This is a genomic window from Bradyrhizobium australiense (genome assembly GCF_013114825.1).
Lineage (GTDB): Bacteria > Pseudomonadota > Alphaproteobacteria > Rhizobiales > Xanthobacteraceae > Bradyrhizobium > Bradyrhizobium australiense.
In genome coordinates this window covers 121,867-148,143 of record NZ_JAAVLX010000006.1, presented here as the reverse complement: position 1 = coordinate 148,143, position 26,277 = coordinate 121,867, and the positions used below count along the sequence as shown (strand labels likewise).

Sequence of the window (26,277 nt, the reverse complement as noted above, 5' to 3'; positions counted from 1 at the left end):
ATCAAGGATGAGGCCTCGCCGGTGGTTTCTAGACTAGAGTCGTTTAATAGCCCTCACCTCACTTCCGGCGGCTTTGATCCGCGCGATCGCCTCCTGCGTGTTCTCCACCACCGTCGCCATAAAATGCGCATTGGCATGCACGATGGTTGCGGCATCACGAACGATCGCAACGTGTCCGTTCCAGAAGATCAAATCGCCGCGATGCAGCTTCGTCATCTCGTCAGAACTCAACGTCCGCCCGAGGCCTACCTGCTGCATGTCGCTGTCGCGCGGGCAGCCGATGCCGGCGGCGTCGAGCGAGACCTGGACGAGGCCGGAGCAATCGATACCTAGTGAGCTTTTGCCGCCCCATAGATAGGGCGTGCCGATGAAGCGTTCGGCGACCGCGACGAAATCCTTTTCCACCACGTCGAGGCTGCCGACATGGTGGCGCGGCAGATACCAGCCTTCGCCTGTGATGGCGAACGCGCCATCGTCGCGTATGACATCCACCCTGGCTCCCGTCGTCAGCGTTTCGATCGGCGGCAGCTTGATCGAGGGGCCCGGAAACGCGAACGTCCGCAGGGCCGTGACCTTGTACGTCGGTGTGGCCACGGGTTTTGCAAGCGCGGCATCCGGAATCCACCCGACATAGCCGTCGCTCGCGAGTTGGCCCCACGCAAACCCCTCGCCGTTGCGGTCGTAGATCGTGACGCGTTCGCCCTTAAGCGCCTGCGTCAGCATCATGGCGCCCGCAGCAGGTCGCTCCCACAGCGGCGCGATAGCCTCGCGCACGCAAAACTCCTCGCCGTCGACAAAACGCGCGGCCTTCACCTTGCCTTCGAGATATTTCGCGGCGATTTCGGGCCGTGCCGGCGTCAGGCGCAGATCATGCATAGCGTTCGCTCAACAGTTTGTAGATCGCTCGTGCGGCCTGGCATTCGCCGCCTTCGGGACGCGCGGGTTTTGCGGACGGCGTCCAGCCGTAGATATCGACATGCAGCCAGCTCTTGGCGTCGGTGACGAAGCGCTGCAGGAACAAGGCGCAGGTGATCGAGCCGGCAAAGGTGCCGCTTGGCGCGTTGTTAATGTCGGCGACTTTCGAATCCAGCCACGAATCATAGGGCGGCCACAGCGGCATTCGCCACAACGGATCGTTCTCCCGTTTCGCATGCGCTGCGACGCTTTCGGCGAGCATCTCATCATGGGTATAAAAGGGCGGTAAATCCGGCCCTAACGCCACCCGCGCCGCGCCCGTCAGGGTGCCGAGGTCAACCAGGAGCTCCGGCTTCTCTTCGTCCGCCAAGGCCAGCGCATCCGCCAATACCAGCCGTCCTTCGGCGTCGGTGTTGCCGATCTCCACCGTCGGTCCCTTGCGCGACTTGAAGATGTCGAGCGGACGGAAGGCGTTGCCGGCCACTGCGTTCTCCACCGCGGGGATCAGGACGCGCAGGCGGACCTTCAGCTTCGCGTCCATCACCATTTGCGCCAGCGCCAGTACGTTGGCGGCGCCGCCCATGTCCTTTTTCATGATCAGCATGCCGCTCGACGGCTTTAGGTCGAGTCCGCCGGTATCAAAGCAGACGCCCTTGCCGACCAGCGTCACTTTGGGGTGGGCAGGATCGCCCCAGCTCAGGTCGATCAGGCGCGGGGTACGCGCCGAAGCCATGCCGACCGCGTGGATCAGCGGAAAATTCTGCTTCACGAGATCATCGCCGATAATGCACTTGAAACTGGCGCCGAAACGCTCCGCCAATGCCTTGGCAGTGTCCGCTAGTTGCTCCGGCCCCATGTCGTTCGACGGCGTATTGATCAGGTCGCGTGCCAGCGCCGCCGCTTCCGCCGTCCGCGCGATGTCGGCGATATCGACGCCGTCGGGCGGCACCAGCCGGACCTCGGGCTTTTCGGCTTTGCGGTAGCGGCCGAAGCGGTAGCTTCCCAGCGCAAAGGCGAGCGTCGCAAGACGCGGGTCGTGCGGCGCGTTGGCGAAGCGATAGACGCCCGGCGGCAGCAGGCCGGGCAGCGCGCCGGGCCGGAACAGGTCGCGCGACTTGGCGCTCTCGTCTTCCAGCCCGAACACGACGTGCGCAATCTGCCCATCGGGCGCGGGCAGCGTCAGGCACTTGCCGGGCTTGCCGGTGAAATCATTGGCGAGCGCAAACTGCCGGGCCGGTTCGGGAAGGTCTTTGGCGATCGTGCTCCAGGTCGCTTTGGTGGCGAATGTAATCGGAATGGCGGGGACGACAGGCGTGGTCTCGAACGGCAATTGCATGCTTGTCTCGCGAGGGATGGGCGTGTCTGGCCGGCATAGCACGACTGATTAACCGGCCGTTAGGGTTAACAGTCTATTGCTGACGCGTACGGCTCTATTTGTCCGCCATTCCCGTGAGTTGAAGTGCCATGCGTCGACCGTCCAGCCACGCCGGGTCTTTTGCCCGGTTCCTGACCTCAGCCGCGGTAACCGCGGTTTTGGCCGCGGGCCTCGGCGGCTGCCAAACCATGTCCGACATAACAGGGTCGCTGAGCTCATCGTCACCCAAGGCACAGGCCGTTCCCGACGATCCGCGTCGCGCGGCCGAGGTTTACGGCGAGCGCTATCGCGCCAATCCCAAAGATGCCGAGGCGGCGCTGGGTTACGGCCAGGCGCTCCGCGCCACGGGCCAGTGGACCCAGGCCGCCGCCGTGCTCGAACAGGCCACCATCGCCCATCCCGGCAACAAAACGCTGCTCGCCGCTTACGGCCGCGCGCTCGCCGACAACGGCAATTCGCAGGCTGCATTCGACGTGCTGAGCCGCGCGCATTCGCCCGCCAATCCCGACTGGCGCATTCTTTCGGTGCAGGGCACCACGCTCGACAAGATGGGCAAGCACGAAGAGGCTCGCCGCTATTACGCCAGCGCGCTGAAGATCGTGCCGGAAGAGCCGTCGGTGCTGTCCAATCTCGGCCTCTCCTACATGCTGACGCGGGAATTGCCGCAGGCCGAGGAAACGCTGCGGCGCGCCTATTCCAATCCGCGTGCCGACGGAAGGGTGCGGCAGAACCTCGCGCTCGTCGTCGGCCTGCAGGGCCGATTTGCGGAAGCCGAAACCATCGCCAAGGGCGATCTGCCCGCCGACGAGGCGGCCGCCAACGTAGCCTACTTGCGGGAAATGCTGAGCCGCAAAGACAAGGACAATTCGCGCCCCGGCCGCAAGGCCGTCCCGGTCGCCGCGCTGAACCAGCCGGACTGAGCATCACAGCGGTCACCCGCCGCAGCCGTGATCGCCGCGCGAAAGCGCTGATTGTCTGTCCGCAGCTCAACGAATACTGCTTACAGCTTTCGACTAATGAGGACGGAGTTCCGGGCCTGCCGCATGGGCCCCGGATCTGCAGCGCACCGCTATAACGCGTTGAAGACGCGCGTAAAGGCGCTTTTGGCGCTGCGCAGCGTCCGGGGAACGGAGATTGTTTCCAGGTCTCAAGAGCTCTCGTGTCCCGGACGCGGCGCGGCACGCAGTGGCGCGACGCAGAGCCGGGGCCCACGACTACCGGACATGCGCCCGGGGAGCGCCGGCCGGGCCGCTCGCCTCACGGCAACGCCTGGATCTTGATGTAGGTCGGTCCGAGAATGACGATGAACAGGCATGGCAGGAAGAACAGGATCATCGGCACGGTCAGTTTCGGCGGTAGCGCCGCCGCCTTCTTCTCGGCCTCGCTCATCCGCATGTCGCGGTTTTCCTGCGCCATCACGCGCAGGCTCTGGCCGAGCGGGGTGCCGTAGCGCTCCGACTGCATCAGCGCCAGACAGACCGATTTCACGCCCTCGAGGCCGGTGCGCTTGGCTAGGTTCTCGTAGGCCACCTTGCGGTCCTGCAGGTAGGACAATTCCGCCGTGGTCAGCGCGAATTCCTCCGACAGCGCGATCGATTGCGACGCGATCTCGGTGGAGACCTTGCGGAAGGCGACTTCCACCGACATGCCGGACTCGATGCAGATCAGCAGGAGGTCGAGCGCGTCGGGAAAGGCGCGTTTGATGGAGAGCTGGCGCTTGCTGATGGCGTTCTTCAGGAACAGCATCGGGCCCTGCAGCCCGAGATAGGCGGCGCCGATGCAGATGCCGAGCTTGACCGTCAACGACTTGTCCATCTGCGTGATCACGAACACGTAGAGGACCGCGCCGAGGAACAGCACGATCGGCGTCACCGCGCGGGCGAACAGGAAGGTGATGTAGGGCGCGTTGCCGCGGTAGCCGGCCATGATCAGCTTGTCACGCGCGGCTTCCTGCGCCAGCCATTTGGTCAGGTTGAGGTCTTCCACCACCTTGGAAACGAGCTGTTTCGGGGTCTGGCGCAGCGACACCTTCTCGGATTTGTTGAGGCGGTCGCGCTCGCGCTGCCGGAGCCGTTCGCGCTCGTTGGCGACAGCCTTCATGCGCTTGGCAAGGCCTTCGCCGGCGAACAGCGGCATGATCAGCGTATAGGCGGTTGCGCTCGCCGCGACGGCGGCAAGCAGCATGGTCATGAACCGCGCGTCGTGCATCTTGGTGATCAGAAACTCAATCATGGCCGCACCGTCAAAAGTCGAAGTTGATCATTTTCTTCATCACCAGAACGCCGATGGTCATCCAGCCGGCGCAGCATACCAGCATGAACTGGCCGAGCTGGGTGGTCCAAAGCAGCGAGATGTAGTCGGGCGTCGAGATCCACACCATGATCATCACGGCCGGCGGCAATGAGCCGATGATGCCGGCGGAGGCTTTGGCTTCCATCGACATCGCCTGAATCTTCTCCGCCATCTTCTTGCGATCGCGCAGCACCTTGGAGAGATTGCCGAGCGCTTCCGACAGGTTACCGCCGGACTTCTGCTGGATTGCGACCACGATGCCGAAGAAGTTCGCCTCAGGCACCGGCATCCGTTCATACAGCCGCGCGCAGGCGTCGCCGAGCGGCATGCCGATGGTCTGGGTTTCGATGATAGCGCTGAACTCGCTCTTGAGCGGTTCCGGTGCGTCGGCTGCGACCACCTTGATCGATTCGAACAGCGGCAGACCGGCCTTGATGCCGCGCACGATGACGTCGACGGCGTCGGGCAACGCCTTCAGAAACGCTTTCTCGCGGCGCTTCTTGAGATAGCTCAAGAGCCAGCGCGGCAGGCCAAGGCCCGTGCCGAAAGCCATCACGGCGGCGCCCAGCAGCGAGCCGCCGACCATGAATGCGAGCACGAAGCCCACTGCTGCGAGGATGCCGGAAACGATCCAGAATTTCTGAGGCGTCCAGGATCCCAGGCCGGCCTGGGCGAGGCGGGACGAGAGCGGAACGGACTTGTCCTTCTTCCGCCGGGCGTCGAGTTCCTTGAGCGATCCCTCGACCTGCTCGCGACGCGAACGCTGGCTTTTCTCGGCCTGGCGCGCCGGAGCGTCGGAACGTGCGATCGAGGCGCGGCGGGACTCGGCCTTCCGCTCGCCCGACAGCGACGGGTAGATGAAGACCCATGCCAATCCGCCGATGGCGGTCGCGGCGAGGAAGGCCAGTGCGAGTGTCTGCATTGTCATTGCACCCTCAAGCCTTATCGGAGACTTCGGCGGCATCGAGCGCGGCGGCAAGCCGCTTCTCCTCGCCGTAATATCGTGCCCGCTCCCAGAACCGCGGCCGTCCGATACCGGTCGAGCGATGCCGCCCGATGATCTTGCCGTTCGCGTCCTCGCCGACGATGTCGTACAGGAAAAGGTCCTGGGTAATGATGGTATCGCCTTCCATGCCCATCACCTCGGTGATGTGGGTGATGCGGCGCGAGCCGTCGCGCAGGCGCGCGGCTTGCACGATGACATCGATCGATGCGCAGATCATCTCGCGGATGGTGCGCGAGGGTAGCGAGAAGCCACCCATCGTGATCATCGATTCGCAGCGCGACAGGGCTTCACGCGGGTTGTTGGCGTGCAGCGTTCCCATCGAGCCGTCGTGGCCGGTGTTCATGGCCTGCAAGAGGTCGAACGCCTCGGGTCCGCGGACTTCGCCGACGATGATGCGCTCGGGGCGCATACGCAGGCAGTTGCGGACCAATTCGCGCATCGTGACCTGGCCTTCGCCTTCGATGTTGGGCGGGCGGGTTTCCAGCCGCACCACGTGAGGCTGCTGCAACTGGAGTTCGGCGGCGTCTTCGCAGGTGATGACGCGCTCGTCATGCTCGATGAACTGGGTCAGGCAGTTCAGCAGCGTGGTCTTGCCGGAACCGGTGCCGCCCGAGATCAGCACGTTGCAGCGGACGCGGCCGATGATCTGCAGGATCTGCGCGCCCTCCGGCGAAATCGCACCGAACTTGACGAGCTGCTCGAGCGTCAGCTTGTCCTTCTTGAACTTACGAATGGTGAGTGCAGGCCCATCGATCGCCAGCGGCGGAACGATCGCGTTGACGCGGGAGCCGTCGGCGAGGCGGGCGTCGCAGATCGGCGACGATTCGTCGACGCGCCGGCCAACCTGGCTGACGATGCGCTGGCAGATATTGAGGAGCTGCTGGTTGTCGCGGAAGCGGATGCCGGTCTTCTGGATCTTGCCGGCGACTTCGATAAATACCGTGCCGGCGCCGTTGACCATGATGTCGGCGATGTCGTCGCGCGACAACAGCGGCTCGAGCGGGCCGTAGCCGAGCACGTCGTTGCAGATGTCGTCGAGCAGCTCTTCCTGCTCGGCGATCGACATCACGATGTTCTTGATCGCGATGATTTCGTTGACGATGTCGCGGATTTCCTCGCGCGCCGACTCGCCGTCAAGCTTGGCGAGCTGGGCAAGGTCGATCGCCTCGATCAGGGCGCCGAAGATGGTCGCCTTGACCTGGTAGTAATTGTCGGATCGCCGCGCCTCCACGGTGGGGGCGGGCTGCTGCTTTGCGGGGGCAATCGGCGGCGAAGCCACCGTCGGCGCCGCGATCTCGCGCGGCGCGGCTGCAGCGCTGGAGACCGGCTCCGGCGCCTGAATGGCGGGCTTGAGTACCCGCATCTCGCTATCATTTCCGCTACGCTTACCGAACACGATGGCACTCCACGCGGGCTGTCTACTTCTTGGCCCGCAACTTCTCGATCAAAGGCGACAGCAACGAACTCTTCGGCTTCTTGGTCTCGCCGCGGCCGGTGAGCCGCTGCGCGATCTGCAGGAACATCTCGGTGGTGCGATGGGTTGCGGAGATTTCCGCAATCATCTGGCCATTGTTGGCGGCCGAGCCGAACATCTGCGGCTCGAACGGGATGCTGGCGATCGGGTGGCTTTCGATCGCCTTGGCGAACTCGGCGGCGGGGATCTCCGGCCGCTTCGGGATGCCGACCTGGTTCAGGCAATAAAGCGGCGCGCGATCGTTCGGCCGGGATGCCTTCAAGAGGTCGTAGATATTCTTGGTGTTGCGGAGGTTGGCGAGATCGGGGGCGGCGACGATCAGGATATCGTCGGCCGCGATCAAGGCGCGCTTGGTCCATCCCGACCATTGGTGGGGAACGTCGAGTACGATGCAGGGCATCGTGGTACGAAGCGTATCGAAGATCGAATCGAAGGCCTCCGCGCCGAAATCGTAGACCCGGTCGAGCGTAGCCGGCGCGGCCAGCAGGCTGAGATGGTCGGTACATTTCGACAGCAGGCGATCGAGAAACGCGGTATCGACCCGGTCAGGCGAGAACACCGCATCCGCGATGCCCTGCGGCGGGTCCTGGTTGTAGTCAAGACCGGCGGTGCCGAAAGCGAGATCGAGGTCGGCGACCACTGAATCCAGCGCCAGATCGCGCGCGATCGCCCAGGCGACGTTGTGGGCGACGGTGGAAGCGCCGACACCGCCCTTGGCGCCGACGACAGCAATGATGCGACCGACGGCCTTGGCTTCCGGCGACGAGAACAGGTTGCAGACCGAGCGCACGACGTCGATGGCGCCGACCGGAGCGATGACGTAGTCGCTGACGCCACGGCGGACCAGTTCGCGATAGAGCATGACGTCGTTGATCCGCCCGATCACGATCACGCGGGTTCCGGCGTCGCAGACGGTGGCGAGCTGGTCGAGACCGGCGAGAATGTCGTTGCGGCCCTCGGTCTCCAGGATGATGACGTTCGGGGTCGGGGCCGAGCGGTAGGCCTCGATGGCAGCAGCCATGCCGCCCATCTGGATCTTGAGATGAGCCTTGCCGAGGCGGCGGTCTTCGCCCGCCGACTGCACCGCGGCCGCGGTCTCCACCGTCTCGCAGAACGCCTGCACCGACACCCGCGGCGCCGGTGCGATGTGGTCCTCGGTCGGCGACGCCGTGATTTCCGGCTGCGATTCTGAATTCTGGCGCGAGTAAGTGATCATTTGCCGGTATCGCTGAGTTTGGCCTTGTCGCTCTCGGGATAGGTGGTCGCGGTGGTGGAGCCCTTGCGATACTTCTCGAAGGCCATGCCGCGGCGTGGCGCATAGGCTGGGGTTTCGGGACGGGGCTGCACAAGGTCGGACGGGTTGTCGATCATCGCCGCCAGATTGCGCTGATTGGAGCAGCCGAAATTGTAATACTGCTTGTTGTCGAAATAGCCCTTGTTGTTGATCGACGGCCCAAGGTCCTCCGGCCATAGCCCACATGGGCCGGCCACCGCCGAAATCTTCGGATAGTTGAGGCGGATCGCGGCCATATGCCTGGGGTCTTCGGGGTGATACTGGCGGACATTGATCGCGCGCGGCGGCACGCCGGCAGCGGCAAAGGTCGCCCGGATCTCGCGCAATGAATCCTCGGCCGCCCGCGCGTTCGGTGTATTGACGGGCACGTCGACGCTGATGGCGCCGGTGCCTTCGCGAAGCCAGGCCTGGGCCAAGCCTATGACGTCGGCGCGCTGAGAGGCGGACAAGCCGCCGCGTCCGCGACCGACGAAAACGACAATCGAGCGATCGGCTTCCTGGACCGCTATCGGATGGCGCAGGCGGTAATCGTCGGGCACGCCGGCCGTCGTCGCGGGATCGACAACGGTATGCTTGCAGGCGCCGAGCGCCACGGAAAGGCCGATCAGCGCTCCGGTCAGGCGGAGCGCGCGCTTGCGATCGGCGCGTCTTGCGGATGTACTCTGTGCTGTCATCGTCCCGCCTCAGTCCGTGATAAAGCCGTAGGTGCCGCGATAATTCCGTGCCTTCTCGACACGGCCCGGAACGCCATAGATGCGATTGATGCTGCCGAGCAGGTCGGCCTGCGGGTCCGACGCGCTGGCAAAGCCGTCATCGGGGCGCGACAGGTCCTTCTGCGCCACCGCGCGCACCACATAGGGCGTGACCAGAACCATCAGTTCGGTCTGGTTGTTGACGAAATCGCGGCTGCGGAACAGCGAGCCGAGAACCGGCAGTTGCGCCAGGCCCGGAAAGCCATTGATGGCCTGCTTCGTCTGTTCCTGGATCAGGCCGGCCATCGCCATCGCGCCGCCGGAGGGAATTTCCAGCGTCGTCTCGGCGCGACGGGTCTTGATCGAGGGAATGGTTGTTCCGCCTTGGCCGCCGGTTAAAGCGTTTTCGGTCGAGACCTCCGACACTTCGGTCATCACCCGCAGGCTGATCCGGCCCTCCGTCAGCACGACCGGCGTAAAGTTGAGGGAAATGCCGAATTTCTTGAAGCTGACTGTCTGAACGCATTGTCCGATGCTACCGGACGTTGTTGTTTGGCACGTCACGCCGGTCGGAATTGGAAATTCGCCGCCGGAGATAAACGTCGCGGACTCGCCGGAAATGGCTGTGAGGTTGGGCTCGGCAAGGGTCCGCACCACGCCGGCGCTTTCCATCGCACGCAGCGTCGCCTGCACGGATGGCATTGTGCCGAAAGTCCCGGCGAGGCTGTTGCCGGCGACGAGCGGCGCACTGTTTGCGGTGAACGGGTTGTTGTTGGTGAACTTAACAACTGACGTGCCGTAGGTCATGCTGGCGCTGAGATCGATGCCGAGCTGTTTGATGATCGAGCGCTGGACTTCAGCGAGCGTGACTTTCAACATCACCTGGTCACGGCCGCGAACTGCGATCGAATTGACGACCTTTTCCGGGCCGCCCACCAGGCGGGCGGCGATATCGGTGGCTTGTTGCGCCTCGATCGGGGTTGCCGCGGTGCCGCTCAATAGCACGCCGTCACCGACGCCTTCGATCTGGATGTCCGAATTCGGCAGCGACTGTTTCAGCGCGGCGCGGACGCCGTTAAGGTCGCGCTTGACGGCGATGTCGTAGGCCGCGATCTGCGCGCCGGTCGAATCGAAGAAAACGATATTGGTCTGGCCGACCGCGGCGCCGATGACATAGGCGCGCTGGGTCGAACGCACCACGGCATTGGCGATCTTCGGATCCGCAACCAGCACGTCCTTGATCTCGCGCGGCAGGTCGATCACGATGGATTTGCCGATCCCGAGCGAAACGAAGCGCGCGTTCATCTGCCCGTCGGCGGCGACGGGAGTCATGGCGCGATAGTCGCTCGCCACCGCCGGCGTCAGCGCCGGATTGAGCGTGAGAGCAGTCACGGCCGAAAACGACAGGGCGCGGACGATGAACGTTCGCATCATCGGCTGAATTTCCCTGCACTTCATATCGTGCGTCCTTTCGGTCACTTCTGCATCGTCTGCTGGCTGGCAACGCCGTAACGGACGACGTTGAGGTTTTCGCCGCGCTTGTTGAGTTGCTGCTCGTCCGGCTTTTCGACTGCGTTAATGTCGGCAATGCTGCGCAGCGCCAGCGTCAGCGTGCCGCTCTGGCGCGACCGCGCCAGCGTCTCGGCCTGCTCGGGCTTCAGCTCGAGGGTGACCGTCTTGCCGACCAGCGAGCTGGCGCCTTCCTTTTCTTTCGGTGCTTGGTCGATTGCGAGAACGCGAATATTGGTGAGAATGATCTCCGAATTGGGGATATCCGGGCCCTTGCCGTCCGGATTTTTCTCGCGCTTGGTAAGAATCACGTCGACGCGGTCGTTCGGCAGGATGAAGCCGCCGGCGCCGGTTTCCGGCGAAATTTCGGTGGAAATGGCCCGGTAGCCAGCGGGCAGGATCGCCGCCATGAAGCCGGAGCCATCGGCCTTCACCAGCTTCTGCTCGCGAATCGGCTCGCCCGCGATGAACGGCGCGCGCGCGATCGAGCCGGTGATCTCCTTGACGGCGTCGGCCTTGCTGGCGCGGCTGATGAAATTGTTGCTGGCGGTCGCGGCCGGCCAGGTCTGCCATTGCAGATCGTCCGCCTTGACCGATTGGCCGAGACCGATATCCGATTTCGCGACGAGAATATCGACGGTCTGCATCTGCGCGACCGGCTGGGCCGGGGCAGGCTTGTCGTCGGACCCGCTGGCGAGATATGCGGCAATGCCGCCGGCGCCGATCGCGATGGCCAGGACCACAATGCGTGGCTTATTCATACGCTTCACTTTCCACATTACGCTGCGACGCTTCCGTCGCGGTGATGGGAGTTGACCAGCTATTCGTCAAAGCATGGTTAATGAGGCGTGTGTAAATTGCCTTAACGGAAAGTTAGCGGCGAATAGATCAGCGCATGGCAAGATGAGTGAGGTCGACCGCCTTGATCCATTCGGTCTCCGGATAGACGATCAGCGCGCCGAGGGCGAGCGCGATGCCATAGGGGATTCCGCTCGTCTTGTCGTGCAGCCGGTTCAGCCAGGCTTGTCCGGTGAGGAAAGAGGGCAGCGGCCATTGCCGGAATTGAATCAGCAGGATCGTCAGCGCGCCGCCGAGCAGCGAGACATAGACCAGATAATTGAGGAGATGGTCGAAGCCAAACCAGAGCGCCACGCTGGCCGCGACCTTGGCGTCGCCGCCGCCGACCCACCCCATCGCGAAGCAGGCAAAGGCCACCACCAGGACGACTGCGCCGGCGCTGAAATGCAGCAGCATGTCGTGCAGGCCCATGCCGCCGAGCGCTGCAAGCGCGACGAAGCCCGCGATCAGCGCCAGCGACACCCGGTTCGAAATCGTCATGGTGAAGAGGTCGCTCGCGGCTGCAAACGCCATCAGGGCCGGAAACATCAGGAGGCGGGCAGTGTCGAGGATCATGAATTCACGCGAGGCTGCGGTTGACCTGGGGTGGAGGCTCTGAACGAGCCTAGTCACGAGAAGTGAACAATCGGGAAACACCAGAAATCAGTTCGAACCGCATCCGACGGCGGCTTATGGTTTCGCCGTGCGGCTTTGCGGAAACGATAAAGGCCCCGGCAAGCCGGGGCCTTTAAAGCTAGCTCGCAGCCGTCGCTTACTTCAGCGAGGACGAGATCGTATTGAAGTTGCTCGAAATCTTGGTGCCGAGACCATTGACGACGCCGATGATCGCGACCGCGATGCCGGCGGCAATCAGGCCGTATTCGATGGCGGTGGCGCCGGACTCATCCTTCACGAAACGCGAAACGAGATTCTTCATGATAACTCCTGTGTACACACGTGGCTGGTCGAACTTAAGTTTGGTCTCGCCGGCGTTCTCAGCACCGTGACCATGGCGTCACACTAGGGTGCGACAATTTCGACGCAGTTAATTCGACCGTGCAAAAATGCTTGGAACTTGCAGTTCTTGGGCACAGTAAACACCGCGTTAAGGCGAGCGATAAAATGCAAGCACGGCTTTGAAAGCGATCGTCGTGGTCGCGCGCTGTGTCGATGGCTCCTTTGATTCACGGCTCTTTAAGCGCGAGCAGATACGCCTTGAGTTCTCCGATCGAACGAGGCCGTCATGTCCGGTTTGCCAATGGAAGTCATCGAGGTCGTAGGCCAGACGATGGCGAAGGTCGTTCCGGTCACGCTCGCGCTCGCGCTCGTGTTCACGGTGCTCTCGCATTTCTGGGCCTGCAATCCGGGCAAGCCCTGGTGGCGCAAGCGCGAACTCATCACCGACATCTGCTACTGGTTCTTCGTGCCGGTATTTGCCCGCATCTTCCGCATCGGACTATTGGTGCTCGGCGCCTCCATCGTCTTCAACATTCATGAGGTCGACGAGCTGATCGCATTCTACGACAATGGCCATGGACCGCTGGCACAGCTTCCGCTCTGGGTGCAGGCACTGTTGTTCCTCGTTGCATCGGACTTCATGCTGTACTGGCTGCATCGCATGTTTCACAGCGGTGATTTTTGGAAATATCACGCCATTCATCATTCCTCGGAAGATCTCGAGTGGATCTCCGCCGCGCGGTTTCACCCCGTCAACCTGTTCATCGGAACGATCCTGGTCGACGTCATCCTTCTGATGGCGGGCATTTCCCCCAACATCATGCTGTGGGTCGGACCGTTCACGACCTTCCATTCCGCGTTCGTTCACGCCAACCTGAACTGGACGTTAGGGCCATTCAAATATGTGCTTGCCACGCCGGTCTTCCACCGCTGGCATCACACCTCGCTGGAAGAGGGCGGCGATACCAATTTCGCGGGCACCTTTCCGATTTGGGACATCCTGTTTGGAACGTTCCGCATGCCGGAGAACCGGCTGCCGGTGGCATATGGCGTGGACGATCAAGAGATCCCGAACGAGATCGGCGGGCAATTGGCCTATCCGTTCCGTCACTAGAGTATGCAGCGCTTGCCGGAACGCGACCAGGCAACACATCGCAACAGGAAACAGAAGTCCGGTATGAGCCGATCGCGTGCCAGGGCGCCGGGCTGGAACGTGTCATGAGCATTGACGTCGCAACGATTCACCAGGCGAAAGCCTCCAGCTTTGGCCGGGTCCCGGCCTGGTCATGGCTTGGCACCGGCGTGTACGTGGTCTTGCTGGTCAATGGCAGCGGGCTTCTGAACGATTCCGATACTTTTTGGCAAATCGCCGTCGGCCAATGGATTCTCGATCACGGGGCTCTGCCGCGCGTTGATGTCTATTCCTTCAGCAAGTTTGGCGAGCCCTGGATTTCATCATCCTGGCTTGCGCAAATCCTCTATGCCGTGAGCTATAATCTGGCCGGCTGGACCGGGCCCGTCGTGGTTGCGGCAGGCTCGATCGCAGCGACTTTCGGGCTGCTGGCGCATATCCTGGAGCGCCGCATGCGCGCAAGCTATGCGGCCCTGGTTGCGCTGGCGGCAATGGTGCTGTCGGCGCCGCACTTTCTGGCGCGCCCACACGTGCTGGCGATGCCGGTCACGGTTGCGTGGGCGCACGGCTTGATGACGGCGAGCGAGCGGCGGCAGGCGCCGTCATTCTGGTTGCTGCCGCTGATTGCGCTTTGGGCCAACCTGCATGGTGGTTTCGTGTTCGGTCTGGTGCTGGCGGGTGCATTCGCGATCGACGCGGTATGGAACGCTGCGCCGTTACAGCGGAAGCCGCTGGCGCTGCGCTGGGTTGCATTCGGGTTGGCAGCATTGCTGGCCTGCTGCTTCACGCCTTACGGCTGGGAATCGATCCTGGCTTCACGCAAGATTCTCGACCTTGGAGAACTCCTGCGTCTCATCAGCGAATGGGCGCCGGCGGATTTCAGTAGGATCAGTCCATTCGAACTGACGATCCTCGCTTTGATCGCGGGGACGCTTTATCGCGGCGTCACGCTGTCGCCGCCGCGGATCGCACTGGTGCTCGGGCTGCTGCATATGGCGCTCTCGCATGGCAGGAATCTGGAGATATTTGCGCTACTGCTGCCGATCGTCGTGCTGACGCCGGTGTCACGGCAGTTCGCTCTGCAACCGACCTGGTCGGGCAGGATGACGCTTGCTTCGGCAGCGGTGCTGGCCGTCACGCTCAGCATCTCGACCTGGGCTGTCGCGGCGTACCAGGCGCATTCGCCGCCGAAAAGCGATTCACCGGCCGCCGCCGTCGAAGCAATCAAGGCGCACAATCTCCGGCGGGTTCTCAACGATCGTGCATTCGGCGGCTACTTGATCTGGCGGCAGATGCCCGTATTCATCGACGGGCGGGCCGAGTTGTACGGCGAAAAATTCACCATGGCCTATTACAACGCGCTGGAGCTCAAAGACGTCAGCCGGTTTCTCAGTCTGCTCAAGGACCACGACATCGATGCGTTGCTGCTACGGCCGGGGGCGCCTGCGGCGAGCCTGCTCGATCACGTCGGCGTCTGGCGGCGGGTCTACGCTGACGATGTGGCCGTCCTCTACGTGCGGGGCGGCAGTTGATAGATGAGCGCAGCGGTATCGGCTTCATTCACGTATTCCAAACCGGGGGCCTCCCGTCCGGAATATTCCGGCTGCCGTAAGCCAGATTTTCCCACGGTTCGCAGCCTGCCGGCATGAACACAAATATTGCAGCTGCGTCCAACGAGAAGTCCTCCATCCTCTGGCAGGTGCCTGCATGGCTCTGGGTCGGGATCGGTATCTACGCGCTGCTGTTGAGCAATGGCGGCATGCTCCTGAACGATTCCGATACCTACTGGCAGATCGCCGTGGGCCAATGGATCCTCGATCATCACGCATTACCGCGCGTCGACATCTATTCCTTCACCAGGGCGGGAGAGCCGTGGACATCATCGTCCTGGCTGGCGCAGGTGCTGTATGCGGTCAGCTACAATCTGGCGGGCTGGACCGGGCCAGTCGTTGTTGCCGCGGTATGCATCGCCGCGACCTTCGCGTTGTTCGCTCATATTCTCGGCCGCCGCGTCCCTGCGGCGTATGCGGTCGCGGTAGCGATCGCGGCGCTGGTGCTTTCGATGGGGCATTTTCTGGCGCGCCCGCATGTGCTGGTGCTGCCGATCATGCTTGCGTGGGCGCACGGGCTGATGTCGGCGAGTGAGCGCGGCGAGGCGCCGTCGCCATGGCTTTTGCCGTTGATCGCGTTTTGGGCGAACCTGCACGGCGGATTCGTGTTTGGCCTGGTGCTGGTTGGCGCGTTCGCGCTCGATGCGCTGTGGAATGCCGAGCGCGCGCGGCAAAAACCGCTGGCGCTACGCTGGGCAGCGTTCGGCTTCAGTGCGCTGGTGGCCTGCTGCGCTACACCTTACGGCTGGGGATCGATCCTCGCCGCACGCAAGATTCTCGATCTCGGCGAGCTCCTGCACCTGATCTACGAATGGATGCCGGCGGACTTCAGCAAATTCGGCGCGTTCGAGATGGCGATCCTCACGCTGATCGCCGGCGCGCTGTACGGCGGCGTCAAGCTGTCGCCGACGCGGATCGCGCTGGTGCTCGGTCTTTTGCACATGGCGCTGTCGCACGTCCGGAACGTCGAGATCTTCGCATTGTTGCTGCCGATCGTGGTGCTCGCGCCGGTGGCTTCGCAGTTCGCGCTGCGGCCGGCCTGGGCCGCCCGCACCGGCGCTCCGGCGCGGATGATGGCAGCGGTTATGGTCCTGCTCGGCGGCTGGACATGGCTGCTAGCGGCCAACACCACTTTAGCACCGCCGGAAAGCCAGTCGCCTTCCGCGGCCGTCGATGCACTGAAGGCGCATAATCCCAAGCGGGTTCTCAACGATCTTCCGTTCGGCGGTTATCTGATCTGGCGGCAAATCCCAGTGTTCATCGACGGGCGCGCCGAGCTCTACGGCGAAGCGTTCGACATCGCATACTACCGCGCGATGCAGCTTAAGGACGTCAAGCAGTTTCTCGACATTCTGAAGAACTGGGAGATCGACGCCGTGCTGCTGACGCCGCACACCCCGGCAGTCGGCCTGCTCGACAATCTCGCTGGCTGGCGGCGCGCCTATGCCGACGAGAACGCGGTGTTGCACGTTCGTACCGCCAACTGACCCGGATCACCTTCGATTTGCAGCGGGCAAACTGGCGGGCGGGCCAGGATTCTGGTACGCGGACCGGATGAACCTGCCGACCGAAATCGTCGAAATGCTCGGCCAGACCCTGGCCAAGGTGGTGCCGGTTACGATCGCGCTGGCGCTGCTGTTCTCGCTGCTTTCGCATTTCTGGGCTTGCAATCCCGGCAAGCCGTGGTGGCGCAAGCGCGAGCTCGTCACCGACATCTGCTACTGGTTCATGGTGCCGCTGTTCGCGCGCGTGTTTCGGATCGGGCTGTTGGTGCTCGGCGCCGCTTTGCTGTTTGGAATTCACGACGCCGACGAGCTGATCGCCTTCTACGACAACGGCCACGGCCCGATGTCGAGGATGCCCTTATGGCTGCAGGCGATCCTGTTTCTGGTCGCGGCCGACTTCATGATGTACTGGCTGCACCGCATGTTCCACGGAGGCGGGTTCTGGAACTACCACGCCATTCATCATTCGTCGGAGGATGTGGACTGGATCTCGGCGGCGCGCTTTCATCCCGTCAATCTGCTGTTAGGCACTATCGGGGTCGATGTCGCGCTGCTGGTGGCCGGCATTTCGCCGGGCGTGATGCTCTGGCTCGGGCCGTTCAACATCTTCCATTCGGCGTTCGTTCACGCCAACCTCAACTGGACGCTCGGACCGTTCAAATACGTCGTTGCAACGCCGGTGTTTCATCGCTGGCACCACACCTGTCGCGAGGAGGGCGGGGACACCAATTTCGCCGGCACCTTTCCGCTCTGGGACCTGCTGTTCGGGACCTTCCGGATGCCTAAATGCGCGCTGCCGGAGAATTATGGCGTGGACGACCAGGTCTCGTTTCCCCGCGAGATCATCGGGCAACTGGCCTATCCGTTCCGCAAATGGGGCAGGTCCGGACCCGCAGGGCAGCGTTAGCGCAAGCTGGGCACCGGCTTTCTCTCGGGACAAACGCGAAGCGTTTGCCCGCAGATCGCGCCCACATAAATGGGCTAATGGCGGATTTCTTGCCGCATGCCGGGGCCTATTTGCCCTTTGTTCATGAATTGTCGTCAGATTCACTTTGTCGGGCGCCGGTTCCGCTGCGTATCGCCATTGCCGGCTTGTTGATGCCCCGGGGTAAAGTATGTCGTTCAAGTTCCCGCGTATTCGCGCACGCGCGCGTTTTGGATTGCGTTCTCTCGCTGCAGGAATCCTGCTGTGGCCGGCCGTCGGCCTGGCCTCGCCCGATCCCGACCGAATCGCCGTCTACGTCGACCAGGCGAAGCTCGTGAAGCTTCCTGCCAAGGTCTCTACCATCGTGGTCGGAAATCCCCTGATTGCAGACGTCACGCTGCAAAGCGGCGGCATCGTCGTCGTTACTGGCAAGGGCTACGGCGCGACCAATTTCATCGCCATGGACCGTAACGGCGAAGTGTTGGTGGACCGTCAGATCCAGGTCGAAGGCCCGACCGATCAGCTCGTCACCGTCTACCGCGGCGTCGAGCGCGAATCCTATAGCTGCATGCCGATCTGCCAGCGCCGGGTCACCCTTGGCGACGGCGACGGCTACTTCAGGACCGCCATTGATCAGGCCGGTTCTCTCAGCGGTCAAGCCGCCAACGCAGGGACCAAATAGGCAACCTGAGCTCTTCCGGTTCTGATCGAATCAGAACCGAAACTGCAGTCGGCGTGTCCGCCGCATTAGCCCGTCCTCGAATCGATTTCGGCCCGCACGAGGCCCGTTCCGAAGATAGTAAACGCCCGGTTAGCGGGCCGGGCCGCTCTACCTCGATTCGACGAAACACTTCCACAATCACTTTGCGGTAGTTCTTGCAGGCGGATAATCGCTGCCGTCTGGGGATCTTTCGATGTCGTCACCCGCTGCTGCAACAGTCTCTGTCAGAAATGTACTGTACCGATTTCGCCGCAACCGCCGGGGTTCGGCCGCCGTCGAGTTCGCGCTGGTTGCGCCGTTGTTCCTCGGCATGCTGTTTGCGATTATCGAGGTGGCGATCGTATTTTTTGCGGGCCAGCTTCTGGAGCATGGAACGGCGGAAAGCGCGCGGATGATGCTCACGCATCAAGCCCAGGACAGCGGCATGACCGAAAATGCATTCAAAACGGACCTCTGCAATCGCATCAAGGTGATGTTCAACTGCTCCGGCAATCTGGGCAACATTACCGTGGATGTGAAGGTCTTTACCCCAGGCACCGCGATCACGATCACCGATCCGATCTCCGGTGGAAGCCTGACTGGACCTTTCTCATATTCTCTGCCGCCAGCCGGCTCTCCCAACACCGTCGTCATTCGCGCCTTTTATCAATGGCCGCTGTTCGTGACGCGGTTCGGCTTCAACATTGCAAATCTCAATGGCAGCCAGCGGCTGCTCGCTGCGACCGCCGCTTTTCATGTAGAGCCGTGATAGATGATGGTATCCCCGTTGCAGAAAATGTCGTTTCGAGTGCGCAGCCTGATGGATGATCGCAGCGGTCTCGCGGCTGTCGAGTTTGCCATGGTCTTTCCGATCATGGCGGTGATGTTCTTCGGAGTGGTCGAGATTTCGTCCGCCGTTGCCGTGGATCGCAAGGCCACCCTGGTGGCGCGAACGCTTTCCGACCTGACGTCTCAGATGGCGAGCGTGGCGAATGCCGATCTCCTCAGTTTCGGTGAAACGGCAAAGGCGATCATGACACCTTACCCGGGTTCGCCGTTGATATCCTCGATCACGGAGGTTTACATCGATAGCGCATCGGGGGCCGCTCGGGTTCAGTGGAGCAAGGGGTTGGCGATCGATACAGCAGGCAATGTTTCGATCGCGTCGACGCCGCCTCATAATCAGGGTGACGTTGTGGTGTTGCCTACAACTCTCGTCGCGGCCAAGGGGACATACGTGATCTGGAGCGAGGTCAGCTACAAGTATACGCCGGCCGTCGGTTATGTGCTGGCGAAGACTGGTCTAACCTTTAACGATGCAGCCTTCACGCGTCCGCGCACGGTGCTCTGCGTTATATATCCAACACCCCCTTCGGGAAGTAGCCTCCCGGCTTGTCCGACACTGTGACGGCAGCAGTTCCGAACAACCTTCGCAACTCGTTAGCGTTCACTGCGACCTCCTCTTGAAGGAAGGATCGGCGCCGTCTTCGTGGGGTTGCCTTGGTTCAGGCTTCGCTAAGGGCGGGCTTGATCCCCTGCATCGGAAAGCGGCTCGCGTACAGCAGCACTCCATTTTTTAGTGCGGGATACGTCCAACTCTCCGACACAAGCCGCCTCTGCCCAACGCATCGTGGCTTGAGCTGCCAGCGCATCATTCGGAAAAGCGGAAGCCGGGTTTCCTCGGGACAAACCCGAAGCGTTTGCCCGGAGGTCATGCTCAGACAGAGATTTTAGATCCTGACCCGATTCAATTTGATCGGATCAGGATCCAATGCGCGCGCCAGAATCCGGCTTTCCTCGATCTACCGCCTGCCTGGGCTGGCTGGCCATCGAACGGACAACCGATCGCATCGTGGTCCTTCTGGGCGCCTTGCCATCTTGGGGATAGGACGCGACGAAAAACGCTGGCCCCGTGGCCATCCGCGGTCTTTGCCGATTTTGAAGACCCACGCCGACAGCCCCGTTGGGGCAGATGGCCGGCGCTTTCTGTCAGGTCATTGCGTAATATGTGCGGTTTGCAGCGCGTGGTTGAACATGGCGTTCAGCGCCGCTGTGATATCAGTTGGCGTGTTCGCTGTGTAGAAGAAGCCAGGTGACGCGCAGGCTTGAAGACTGGGCGCAATTTTCGGGATGTTGTTGTTGGCATAGGTGTCTTCATTGCCAGCAAAGGTCGTGTTCACGGGAGAGATCGGTTCATAGGGAATATAGAGCACGGAAACGATGATGTTGCGGTCCTTGAGCGTCTTGCAGGCGTTGGGGTAGCTGTTAACGGGGTCGCTTAGCACGGTGGCGTGGTTGCTGCCGGACCAGCTGCCGTTGGGAACGCCCTTGACTTGGTTGTCTTGTGCGCCGTCGGTGACGAGGAAGACGTAAGGCTGCGGGGTGGTCGGCGTGCTGCCGTCGCCGACGAGGCCGCTGCCGCCGGAGATGAGGTTATTGACCGAATTAAGCGCGGTATCGATATGCGTGCCGCCGGAGCCAAGGTTTGCATTCATATTTGTGTCAAGCAGCGTGGCAAGGTTTGCGGCGGCGTAGTTGATGGTTGAGGAATTGGTGGGAGAGCCGTTGATGCTGCTGGTCAGAGGAAAATAGGCGTAGAGATACCGAATGAACGGGTAGAGACCGATCCGGAACTGGTTGGCAACCTTCGCGGAGGCATTCGCGGTCTTGAACAATTCGTTCACGGCGTAGCCGACAGCGTCGGCGCGCAACTGGATGCATGCGTTGGTGCCGTCGGTGTCGCAGGATGAAACCGGCGTCAAGGCCGCATACAGCGAATCGGGCAGACCGGGCACCATCGTATCTGGGAGTTTCTTACCCGCAGGATAAGTCGAATTGACTGTCGTGTTCGAGAGAAGACCTTTGTATCCGGTCTGGCTGACGCGTGAGATCGCATAGCCCAGACAAGCGCCGTTCGTTGGATATGCCTGGGTCCCGGTATCAGTGCAGGCGCTGTTTTTCGGCGTAAAATGGCAGGCGAAGGTGCAGCCGGTGGGATATTGGCGATAGTTATCCGGGTTGACTTGGGAAAGCCGCGTCTGCTCGGCGCCCGTCGACGGCAGGCCCATCGACCCCGAGACGTCCAGCGTCAGATAAAAATCGAGATACGGCGGCAGCGTGGCGGCCGAGCTTGAAACGCCTGTTACCGTCAGTTTCTGAAACCCGATCACTTTCAGGAAGGTTACCGGTACATCGGCAGTGAACGTGACGCTGGCAGCCAGCTTGATTCCGGTCTTCGTAACGGTGCTGGTGCGAACCAGGTTTTGGTAGCCGGTGATCCCGTTCATGTTGGCGTCAAAGACATTGTTGGCATCGGTAATGCCGGCGGCGACCGAGCCGTTGCCTGACATTACCGAGGCCGCGAGAAAGCCAGGCGATTTCTGCGAAAGCGCGGCAATGCTCGCGGAGTCTGCCGCGGTTTGCAGTTTTGCCTTCATTCGGGTCGCGAGCGAGTAATCCACCGCAGAACCAATGGCCGATACCAGGGGGATCGCCGCGATCGTGAAAATTATCGCGACATTGCCGCGTCGATCGCGGCGGAAACGGGAAAGAAACTGCTGAAGACGAAATGGCACGAGAGCGCCCCCTGGCTATCCAAAAGCGCGCGATCGTAGCCCTAGCCTCCCTAAGTGCCCCTTAATTCGATTACCAAAAAAGAGACTGATCTCGGATGTTAGCGATTTCAGGAGCGGTCGGTTACGATCTCTTTACTACGTGGGCTCCGTGAAGGCGCAACGCCTGCGCATTCTTCGTCGATAGCCAGATCGCCCGCACCGACCAAATAAAAAAGGCCGCGCACCAGCGCGGCCTTTCTATCTTTCGAATTGGATTTCGCGGCCTAGGCCGGAGGAAATCCCTTATCCGGCGGCGCGCAGATTGTCGGCCGAAGATTTGCCAGAACGGCGATCTGCCACGATTTCGTAGGAGATCTTCTGGCCTTCACGCAACGTTCCGAGGCCGGCACGCTCGACAGCGCTGATGTGCACGAACACGTCATTGCCGCCGTCATCCGGCTGGATGAAGCCATAGCCCTTGGTTGCGTTAAACCACTTCACGGTTCCCATGCTCACGGGGGTAGTCCCTTCTCAGATATACAAGTCGTAGCCCACCCTTCGATGGGCTGGTGAGATCGAATTTTTGGAAGGGTCGTCAGCGTCTAAACCGGCTGTACCGGTGGATAGCTAATGTCGTCCGGCCGAAAATCGATACTTAATATTATTCGATAGTAGGGTCCAAAACAATCCTGACGTGCGATTTTTTGATTCGGCCGGCCAGCCACCCGCGCTTGCGCGCGACGGGGCCGCGTCGCGCGCAATTTCGAAGGCGTTTACGATGCGTTTACCGGCGGCGGAACTGGCCGCCGCGCGGCGGCGCACCACGCGGGGCGCCCGTCGAAGGGCGCTCATCCTTGTGTCGGAAGATCAGGCGACCCTTCTCCAGATCGTACGGCGACATTTCGATCGTCACGCGATCGCCTGCCAGCGTCTTGATCCGGTTCTTCTTCATCTTGCCTGCGGTATAGGCAACGATCTCGTGTCCGGCGTCGAGCTGCACGCGGTAGCGCGCGTCGGGAAGGATTTCGGTCACCAGTCCTTCGAACTGGATCAGCTCTTCTTTAGCCATGGTGGTCTCCAGGTCGATCGAGGCTAGCGCTGCGGTCGGTGGCTGCGGTTCGATTGATTATTCGGACGGCTCTCGCGATGCAAGAAGGCGACGCCTTGAATGCCTTCGCTGTGGCCGGCCTGGCTCTTGCCGCCCTGCTGCGCCGGACGCGGCCCTTCGTGCCGGTTCGGCTGCGGCGGCGCATTATTACCACCACCGCGGCGGCGTCGGCGAGGGCCTTTTGAAGGCTGGCCCGCGTCATTGGACCTCACGGTGTGGGCGCGTGGCGCCGAGCGTCCACCCCGGTGTTGGGCGGGCGCCGGAGCGGCGTCGCGGCTGCCGGGCGTGCGGCGGTCTTCTCGCGGCAGCGCGATGCGAATCAGCCGCTCGATATCGCGCAGATAGCCCATTTCCTCGGCGCCCGCGATCAGCGAGATCGCCACGCCCTCGGCGCCGGCACGCGCGGTGCGGCCGATGCGGTGGACGTAGGTTTCGGGAACATTGGGCAGATCGTAATTCACCACATGGCTGATGCCATCGACGTCGATGCCCCGGGCGGCAATGTCGGTGGCGACGAGGGTGCGGATCTCGCCGCTGCGAAACGCCGCCAGCGCGCGCTCGCGGTTGTTCTGCGACTTGTTGCCGTGAATGGCGTCGGCCCTGATGCCGACCTTGGCGAGGCCCTTCACCACCTTGTCCGCGCCATGCTTGGTGCGGGTAAAGATCAGCGCGCGGTCGACCGGCTCTTGCTTGAGGAGCTGGGCGAGAATGGCCGGCTTGGCCGCGAAATCGACCTGGAGGATGCGCTGGGTGATGCGTTCGACGGTGGAAGCCACCGGCGTCACCGCCACCCGCGCAGGGTCGCGCAGCATGGATTCGGCGAGTTCCGCGATATCCTTCGGCATCGTGGCCGAGAAGAACAGCGTCTGCCGCTTGATCGGCAGCTTGGCAACGACTTTGCGGATATCGTTGATGAAGCCCATGTCGAGCATGCGGTCGGCTTCGTCGAGCACCAGGAACTCGACCTGGTTCAGCTTGAGCCCGTTGCTCTGGACGAGGTCGAGCAGGCGGCCCGGCGTCGCTACCATCACCTCGATGCCCTGCATGACCGAGCGGACCTGGCGGCCCATCGGCACACCACCGATCGCCAGCGCCGAGGTCAGCCGGATATGGCGGCCATAGGCGTTGAAACTATCGAGGATCTGGCCCGACAATTCGCGGGTCGGCGACAGCACCAGCACGCGGCAGCTCTTCGGCTGCGGCCGGGTCCGGTTCTCCAGGATCCGGTGCAGGATCGGCAACGCAAACGCTGCAGTCTTGCCGGTGCCGGTCTGGGCGATGCCGACGACGTCACGGCCGGTCAACGCGATGGGGATGGTCTGAGCCTGGATGGGCGTGGGCGTGTGGTAATTTTCTTCCTTGAGCGCACGCGAGATGGGATCGGCAAGGCCGAAATCCTGAAAGGAGGTCAAAAGGGTGGTTCTTTCCATTAAAAAGGCAGGCGCCCGGCGATGTCCGCCAGGAGCGCGCGAGTGTGTCAGAGACACCCGCGTGTTTGGGGCGTCGGTTTTGCTAGCTGAAGGGGGCAAGCCAGAAACCGCAAAACGGGATCAGAACACGCGGCTCGCAAGGACCTGATGATTCTCTAGGTCACGCCAGTCATATGGAGCACCCGCACGGCGCTTTCAAGGTAAATCCGACAGCCATTGCCGATGCGGTTAAGAAAGCGGCCGTAAGCCCCAGACCAAAGCCGCCCGCGATTGCTTCAAACGACGAAATTTCGTGCAACAAATTTAGCCAAATTGATGATTTTGCCTAAAAAATATACCTTATGCCGCTAAAGCATACATTTCTTCGGTACAAAAATTAGGCAGATTACACGCCGTTGGTTCCTGTTCCGCGGTGATTTCCCAGCGATTTGATAGGCTTATCCCGTCTATAGGCGGTGGCATGGTTCTTGCGATTCCATTAACGCAGGCGGCCGTGGGGCCGTTCGCAGCGTTTAACGCCTGCGTCAGGGAGATGACATTTCATGCTTACAAAATTGTCACACGATATAGCGACGCTGAGCCGCCGCCGCTGGCTCGCGGCCACCGCCGGCCTGGTTTTGGGTCTGGCTGCGTTCTCGAACGCCAAAGCAGCGGACGACACCATCAAGGTCGGCGTCCTGCATTCGCTCTCCGGCACCATGGCCATCAGCGAAACCACGCTGAAGGACACGATCCTCTTCCTGATCGACGAGCAGAACAAGAAGGGCGGCGTGCTCGGCAAGAAGCTCGAAGCCGTCGTGGTCGACCCGGCGTCGAACTGGCCGCTGTTTGCGGAGAAGGCGCGCGAACTGATCACCAAGGACAAGGTTGCGGTCGTGTTCGGCTGCTGGACCTCGGTGTCGCGCAAGTCCGTGCTTCCTGTGTTCAAGGAACTGAACAACATCCTGTTCTACCCCGTGCAGTACGAGGGTGAGGAGAGCGAGCGAAACGTGTTCTACACCGGTGCGGCGCCGAACCAGCAGGCGATCCCGGCGGTCGACTACCTGATGAAGGACGAAAAGGTGAAGCGCTGGGTGCTGGCCGGCACCGACTACGTCTATCCGCGCACCACCAACAAGATTCTCGAAGCCTACTTGAAGTCGAAGGGCGTCAAGCAGGAAGATATCATGATCAACTACACGCCGTTCGGGCATTCCGACTGGCAGACGATCGTGGCCGACATCAAGAAGTTCGGCTCGGCCGGCAAGAAGACCGCCGTGGTCTCCACCATCAACGGCGACGCCAATGTTCCCTTCTACAAGGAGCTCGGTAACCAGGGCATCAAGGCGACCGACATTCCGGTGGTCGCGTTCTCGGTCGGCGAGGAAGAACTCGCCGGCATCGACACCAAGCCGCTGCTCGGGCATCTCGCCGCCTGGAATTACTTCCAGTCGATCAAGTCGCCCGAGAACGACAAGTTCATCAAGGCGTGGCAGGCCTACACCAAGAATCCGAAGCGCGTGACCAACGATCCGATGGAGGCGCACGTCATCGGCTTCGAAATGTGGGTCAAGGCAGTCGAGAAAGTGAAGTCGACCGATCCGGACAAGGTGATCGACGCGCTGCCCGGCATCGAAGCCAAGAACCTGACCGGCGGCACCTCCAAGATGCTGCCGAACCATCACATCACCAAGCCGGTGTTCATTGGCGAAATCAAAGCCAACGGCCAGTTCGACGTGGTGTGGAAGACCCCGGGCCTGGTCGCCGGCGACGCCTGGTCGAAGGAGCTCGAGGGCTCCAAGGACCTGATCGGCGACTGGGTCGGCAAGAAGTGCGGCAACTACAACACCAAGACCAACAAGTGCGGCGGTCAGGGCTCCTGATCTCGATCTGATCCGACAGGATCATGATTTCGATCTGATCCGAAGGGATCATGACCCTCCTGACGCAAAACAAGAAACTTCCAAGAGAACTTGAACTACA

At 61.9% G+C, this 26,277-nt stretch carries 24 protein-coding genes; 9 read left to right on the top strand and 15 right to left on the bottom strand.

What is annotated here, in order from left to right:
* Nucleotides 1-33 precede the first annotated feature (33 nt).
* A complete protein-coding gene (locus HCN58_RS19435; RefSeq protein ID WP_171580987.1) occupies nt 34-876 on the bottom strand; it encodes a C40 family peptidase in 843 nt (280 codons plus the stop codon).
* Entirely contained in the window at nt 869-2,251 is a 1,383-nt protein-coding gene (locus tag HCN58_RS19430; protein WP_171580986.1) for a leucyl aminopeptidase family protein, read from the bottom strand. The genes HCN58_RS19435 and HCN58_RS19430 overlap by 8 nt, the downstream gene beginning before the upstream one ends.
* 128 nt (nt 2,252-2,379) lie before the next feature.
* On the opposite strand from HCN58_RS19430, the gene HCN58_RS19425 reads away from it, so the two are divergent.
* Nucleotides 2,380-3,210: a tetratricopeptide repeat protein gene (locus tag HCN58_RS19425; protein ID WP_171580985.1), complete on the top strand. Its 831-nt coding sequence runs from the start codon at nt 2,380-2,382 to the stop codon at nt 3,208-3,210.
* Between the two features lie 337 nt (nt 3,211-3,547).
* Here HCN58_RS19425 and HCN58_RS19420 read toward each other — a convergent pair whose 3' ends face one another.
* The 9 genes from HCN58_RS19420 to HCN58_RS19380 form a co-directional block, all read right to left on the bottom strand.
* Nucleotides 3,548-4,522 carry a type II secretion system F family protein gene (locus tag HCN58_RS19420; RefSeq protein ID WP_171580984.1) on the bottom strand — a complete coding sequence of 325 codons (975 nt, stop codon included), beginning with the start codon at nt 4,520-4,522 and terminating at the stop codon, nt 3,548-3,550.
* A gap of 10 nt (nt 4,523-4,532) precedes the next feature.
* Nucleotides 4,533-5,510, bottom strand: coding sequence for a type II secretion system F family protein (locus HCN58_RS19415; protein ID WP_171580983.1), 978 nt, complete (start codon nt 5,508-5,510; stop codon nt 4,533-4,535).
* A gap of 7 nt (nt 5,511-5,517) precedes the next feature.
* The gene (locus tag HCN58_RS19410) at nt 5,518-6,984 is read right to left on the bottom strand and encodes a TadA family conjugal transfer-associated ATPase (RefSeq protein ID WP_171580982.1); all 1,467 of its coding nucleotides are present in this window, start codon (nt 6,982-6,984) and stop codon (nt 5,518-5,520) included.
* Nucleotides 6,985-7,006: 22 nt separating this feature from the next.
* Nucleotides 7,007-8,278: a CpaE/TadZ family protein gene (locus HCN58_RS19405; RefSeq protein ID WP_171580981.1), complete on the bottom strand. Its 1,272-nt coding sequence runs from the start codon at nt 8,276-8,278 to the stop codon at nt 7,007-7,009.
* Nucleotides 8,275-9,030, bottom strand: a complete 756-nt coding sequence (locus HCN58_RS19400) for a CpaD family pilus assembly protein (RefSeq protein ID WP_171580980.1) — start codon at nt 9,028-9,030, stop codon at nt 8,275-8,277. Before HCN58_RS19400 ends, HCN58_RS19405 begins: the two co-directional genes overlap by 4 nt.
* Nucleotides 9,031-9,039: 9 nt before the next feature.
* A complete protein-coding gene (locus HCN58_RS19395) occupies nt 9,040-10,506 on the bottom strand; it encodes a type II and III secretion system protein family protein (protein WP_171581202.1) in 1,467 nt (488 codons plus the stop codon).
* A 17-nt stretch (nt 10,507-10,523) separates the two neighbouring features.
* A complete protein-coding gene (cpaB, locus tag HCN58_RS19390) occupies nt 10,524-11,318 on the bottom strand; it encodes a Flp pilus assembly protein CpaB (RefSeq protein ID WP_171580979.1) in 795 nt (264 codons plus the stop codon).
* Nucleotides 11,319-11,445: 127 nt separating this feature from the next.
* A complete protein-coding gene (locus HCN58_RS19385) occupies nt 11,446-11,970 on the bottom strand; it encodes an A24 family peptidase (RefSeq protein WP_171580978.1) in 525 nt (174 codons plus the stop codon).
* 196 nt (nt 11,971-12,166) lie between these two features.
* Nucleotides 12,167-12,331, bottom strand: coding sequence for a Flp family type IVb pilin (locus tag HCN58_RS19380; RefSeq protein WP_171580977.1), 165 nt, complete (start codon nt 12,329-12,331; stop codon nt 12,167-12,169).
* A gap of 306 nt (nt 12,332-12,637) precedes the next feature.
* On the opposite strand from HCN58_RS19380, the gene HCN58_RS19375 reads away from it, so the two are divergent.
* The 7 genes from HCN58_RS19375 to HCN58_RS19345 all read left to right on the top strand — a co-directional run bounded on the left by HCN58_RS19375 (nt 12,638) and on the right by HCN58_RS19345 (nt 19,631).
* On the top strand, nt 12,638-13,465 hold the full coding sequence (locus HCN58_RS19375) for a sterol desaturase family protein (protein ID WP_171580976.1): 828 nt from the start codon (nt 12,638-12,640) through the stop codon (nt 13,463-13,465).
* Between the two features lie 104 nt (nt 13,466-13,569).
* A complete protein-coding gene (locus HCN58_RS19370) occupies nt 13,570-15,015 on the top strand; it encodes a hypothetical protein (protein WP_171580975.1) in 1,446 nt (481 codons plus the stop codon).
* Nucleotides 15,016-15,128: 113 nt separating this feature from the next.
* Complete coding sequence (locus tag HCN58_RS19365) at nt 15,129-16,580, top strand: hypothetical protein (protein WP_171580974.1); 1,452 nt, start codon at nt 15,129-15,131, stop codon at nt 16,578-16,580.
* A 67-nt stretch (nt 16,581-16,647) separates the two neighbouring features.
* A complete protein-coding gene (locus HCN58_RS19360; RefSeq protein ID WP_171580973.1) occupies nt 16,648-17,505 on the top strand; it encodes a sterol desaturase family protein in 858 nt (285 codons plus the stop codon).
* 208 nt (nt 17,506-17,713) lie between these two features.
* Entirely contained in the window at nt 17,714-18,205 is a 492-nt protein-coding gene (locus tag HCN58_RS19355; protein ID WP_171580972.1) for a pilus assembly protein N-terminal domain-containing protein, read from the top strand.
* 232 nt (nt 18,206-18,437) lie between these two features.
* Nucleotides 18,438-18,992: a TadE/TadG family type IV pilus assembly protein gene (locus tag HCN58_RS19350; protein WP_171580971.1), complete on the top strand. Its 555-nt coding sequence runs from the start codon at nt 18,438-18,440 to the stop codon at nt 18,990-18,992.
* Between the two features lie 3 nt (nt 18,993-18,995).
* Entirely contained in the window at nt 18,996-19,631 is a 636-nt protein-coding gene (locus HCN58_RS19345; protein WP_235983740.1) for a TadE/TadG family type IV pilus assembly protein, read from the top strand.
* A 586-nt stretch (nt 19,632-20,217) separates the two neighbouring features.
* Here the strand turns inward: HCN58_RS19345 and HCN58_RS19340 are convergent.
* The 4 genes from HCN58_RS19340 to HCN58_RS19325 form a co-directional block, all read right to left on the bottom strand.
* Nucleotides 20,218-21,798, bottom strand: a complete 1,581-nt coding sequence (locus HCN58_RS19340; protein WP_171580970.1) for a TadE/TadG family type IV pilus assembly protein — start codon at nt 21,796-21,798, stop codon at nt 20,218-20,220.
* 282 nt (nt 21,799-22,080) lie between these two features.
* On the bottom strand, nt 22,081-22,293 hold the full coding sequence (locus tag HCN58_RS19335; RefSeq protein WP_002714433.1) for a cold-shock protein: 213 nt from the start codon (nt 22,291-22,293) through the stop codon (nt 22,081-22,083).
* Between the two features lie 268 nt (nt 22,294-22,561).
* Entirely contained in the window at nt 22,562-22,846 is a 285-nt protein-coding gene (gene infA / locus HCN58_RS19330; RefSeq protein ID WP_025588295.1) for a translation initiation factor IF-1, read from the bottom strand.
* Nucleotides 22,847-22,869: 23 nt separating this feature from the next.
* Entirely contained in the window at nt 22,870-24,315 is a 1,446-nt protein-coding gene (locus HCN58_RS19325) for a DEAD/DEAH box helicase (protein WP_171580969.1), read from the bottom strand.
* A 542-nt stretch (nt 24,316-24,857) separates the two neighbouring features.
* On the opposite strand from HCN58_RS19325, the gene urtA reads away from it, so the two are divergent.
* Nucleotides 24,858-26,177 (top strand): urea ABC transporter substrate-binding protein, encoded by a 1,320-nt coding sequence (gene urtA, locus HCN58_RS19320; RefSeq protein WP_171580968.1) that lies wholly within the window; start codon nt 24,858-24,860, stop codon nt 26,175-26,177.
* Nucleotides 26,178-26,277: the final 100 nt, after the last annotated feature.

What these genes read in the sequence shown, in the direction of transcription:
- HCN58_RS19435 (WP_171580987.1), bottom strand. Translation starts at nt 876, where the DNA reads ATGCATGATCTGCGCCTGACGCCGGCACGGCCCGAAATCGCCGCGAAA.
- HCN58_RS19430 (WP_171580986.1), bottom strand. Translation starts at nt 2,251, where the DNA reads ATGCAATTGCCGTTCGAGACCACGCCTGTCGTCCCCGCCATTCCGATT.
- HCN58_RS19425 (WP_171580985.1), top strand. Translation starts at nt 2,380, where the DNA reads ATGCGTCGACCGTCCAGCCACGCCGGGTCTTTTGCCCGGTTCCTGACC.
- HCN58_RS19420 (WP_171580984.1), bottom strand. Translation starts at nt 4,522, where the DNA reads ATGATTGAGTTTCTGATCACCAAGATGCACGACGCGCGGTTCATGACC.
- HCN58_RS19415 (WP_171580983.1), bottom strand. Translation starts at nt 5,510, where the DNA reads ATGACAATGCAGACACTCGCACTGGCCTTCCTCGCCGCGACCGCCATC.
- HCN58_RS19405 (WP_171580981.1), bottom strand. Translation starts at nt 8,278, where the DNA reads ATGATCACTTACTCGCGCCAGAATTCAGAATCGCAGCCGGAAATCACG.
- HCN58_RS19400 (WP_171580980.1), bottom strand. Translation starts at nt 9,030, where the DNA reads ATGACAGCACAGAGTACATCCGCAAGACGCGCCGATCGCAAGCGCGCG.
- HCN58_RS19395 (WP_171581202.1), bottom strand. Translation starts at nt 10,506, where the DNA reads ATGAAGTGCAGGGAAATTCAGCCGATGATGCGAACGTTCATCGTCCGC.
- cpaB (WP_171580979.1), bottom strand. Translation starts at nt 11,318, where the DNA reads ATGAATAAGCCACGCATTGTGGTCCTGGCCATCGCGATCGGCGCCGGC.
- HCN58_RS19385 (WP_171580978.1), bottom strand. Translation starts at nt 11,970, where the DNA reads ATGATCCTCGACACTGCCCGCCTCCTGATGTTTCCGGCCCTGATGGCG.
- HCN58_RS19380 (WP_171580977.1), bottom strand. Translation starts at nt 12,331, where the DNA reads ATGAAGAATCTCGTTTCGCGTTTCGTGAAGGATGAGTCCGGCGCCACC.
- HCN58_RS19375 (WP_171580976.1), top strand. Translation starts at nt 12,638, where the DNA reads ATGTCCGGTTTGCCAATGGAAGTCATCGAGGTCGTAGGCCAGACGATG.
- HCN58_RS19370 (WP_171580975.1), top strand. Translation starts at nt 13,570, where the DNA reads ATGAGCATTGACGTCGCAACGATTCACCAGGCGAAAGCCTCCAGCTTT.
- HCN58_RS19365 (WP_171580974.1), top strand. Translation starts at nt 15,129, where the DNA reads ATGAACACAAATATTGCAGCTGCGTCCAACGAGAAGTCCTCCATCCTC.
- HCN58_RS19360 (WP_171580973.1), top strand. Translation starts at nt 16,648, where the DNA reads ATGAACCTGCCGACCGAAATCGTCGAAATGCTCGGCCAGACCCTGGCC.
- HCN58_RS19355 (WP_171580972.1), top strand. Translation starts at nt 17,714, where the DNA reads ATGTCGTTCAAGTTCCCGCGTATTCGCGCACGCGCGCGTTTTGGATTG.
- HCN58_RS19350 (WP_171580971.1), top strand. Translation starts at nt 18,438, where the DNA reads ATGTCGTCACCCGCTGCTGCAACAGTCTCTGTCAGAAATGTACTGTAC.
- HCN58_RS19345 (WP_235983740.1), top strand. Translation starts at nt 18,996, where the DNA reads ATGATGGTATCCCCGTTGCAGAAAATGTCGTTTCGAGTGCGCAGCCTG.
- infA (WP_025588295.1), bottom strand. Translation starts at nt 22,846, where the DNA reads ATGGCTAAAGAAGAGCTGATCCAGTTCGAAGGACTGGTGACCGAAATC.
- HCN58_RS19325 (WP_171580969.1), bottom strand. Translation starts at nt 24,315, where the DNA reads ATGGAAAGAACCACCCTTTTGACCTCCTTTCAGGATTTCGGCCTTGCC.
- urtA (WP_171580968.1), top strand. Translation starts at nt 24,858, where the DNA reads ATGCTTACAAAATTGTCACACGATATAGCGACGCTGAGCCGCCGCCGC.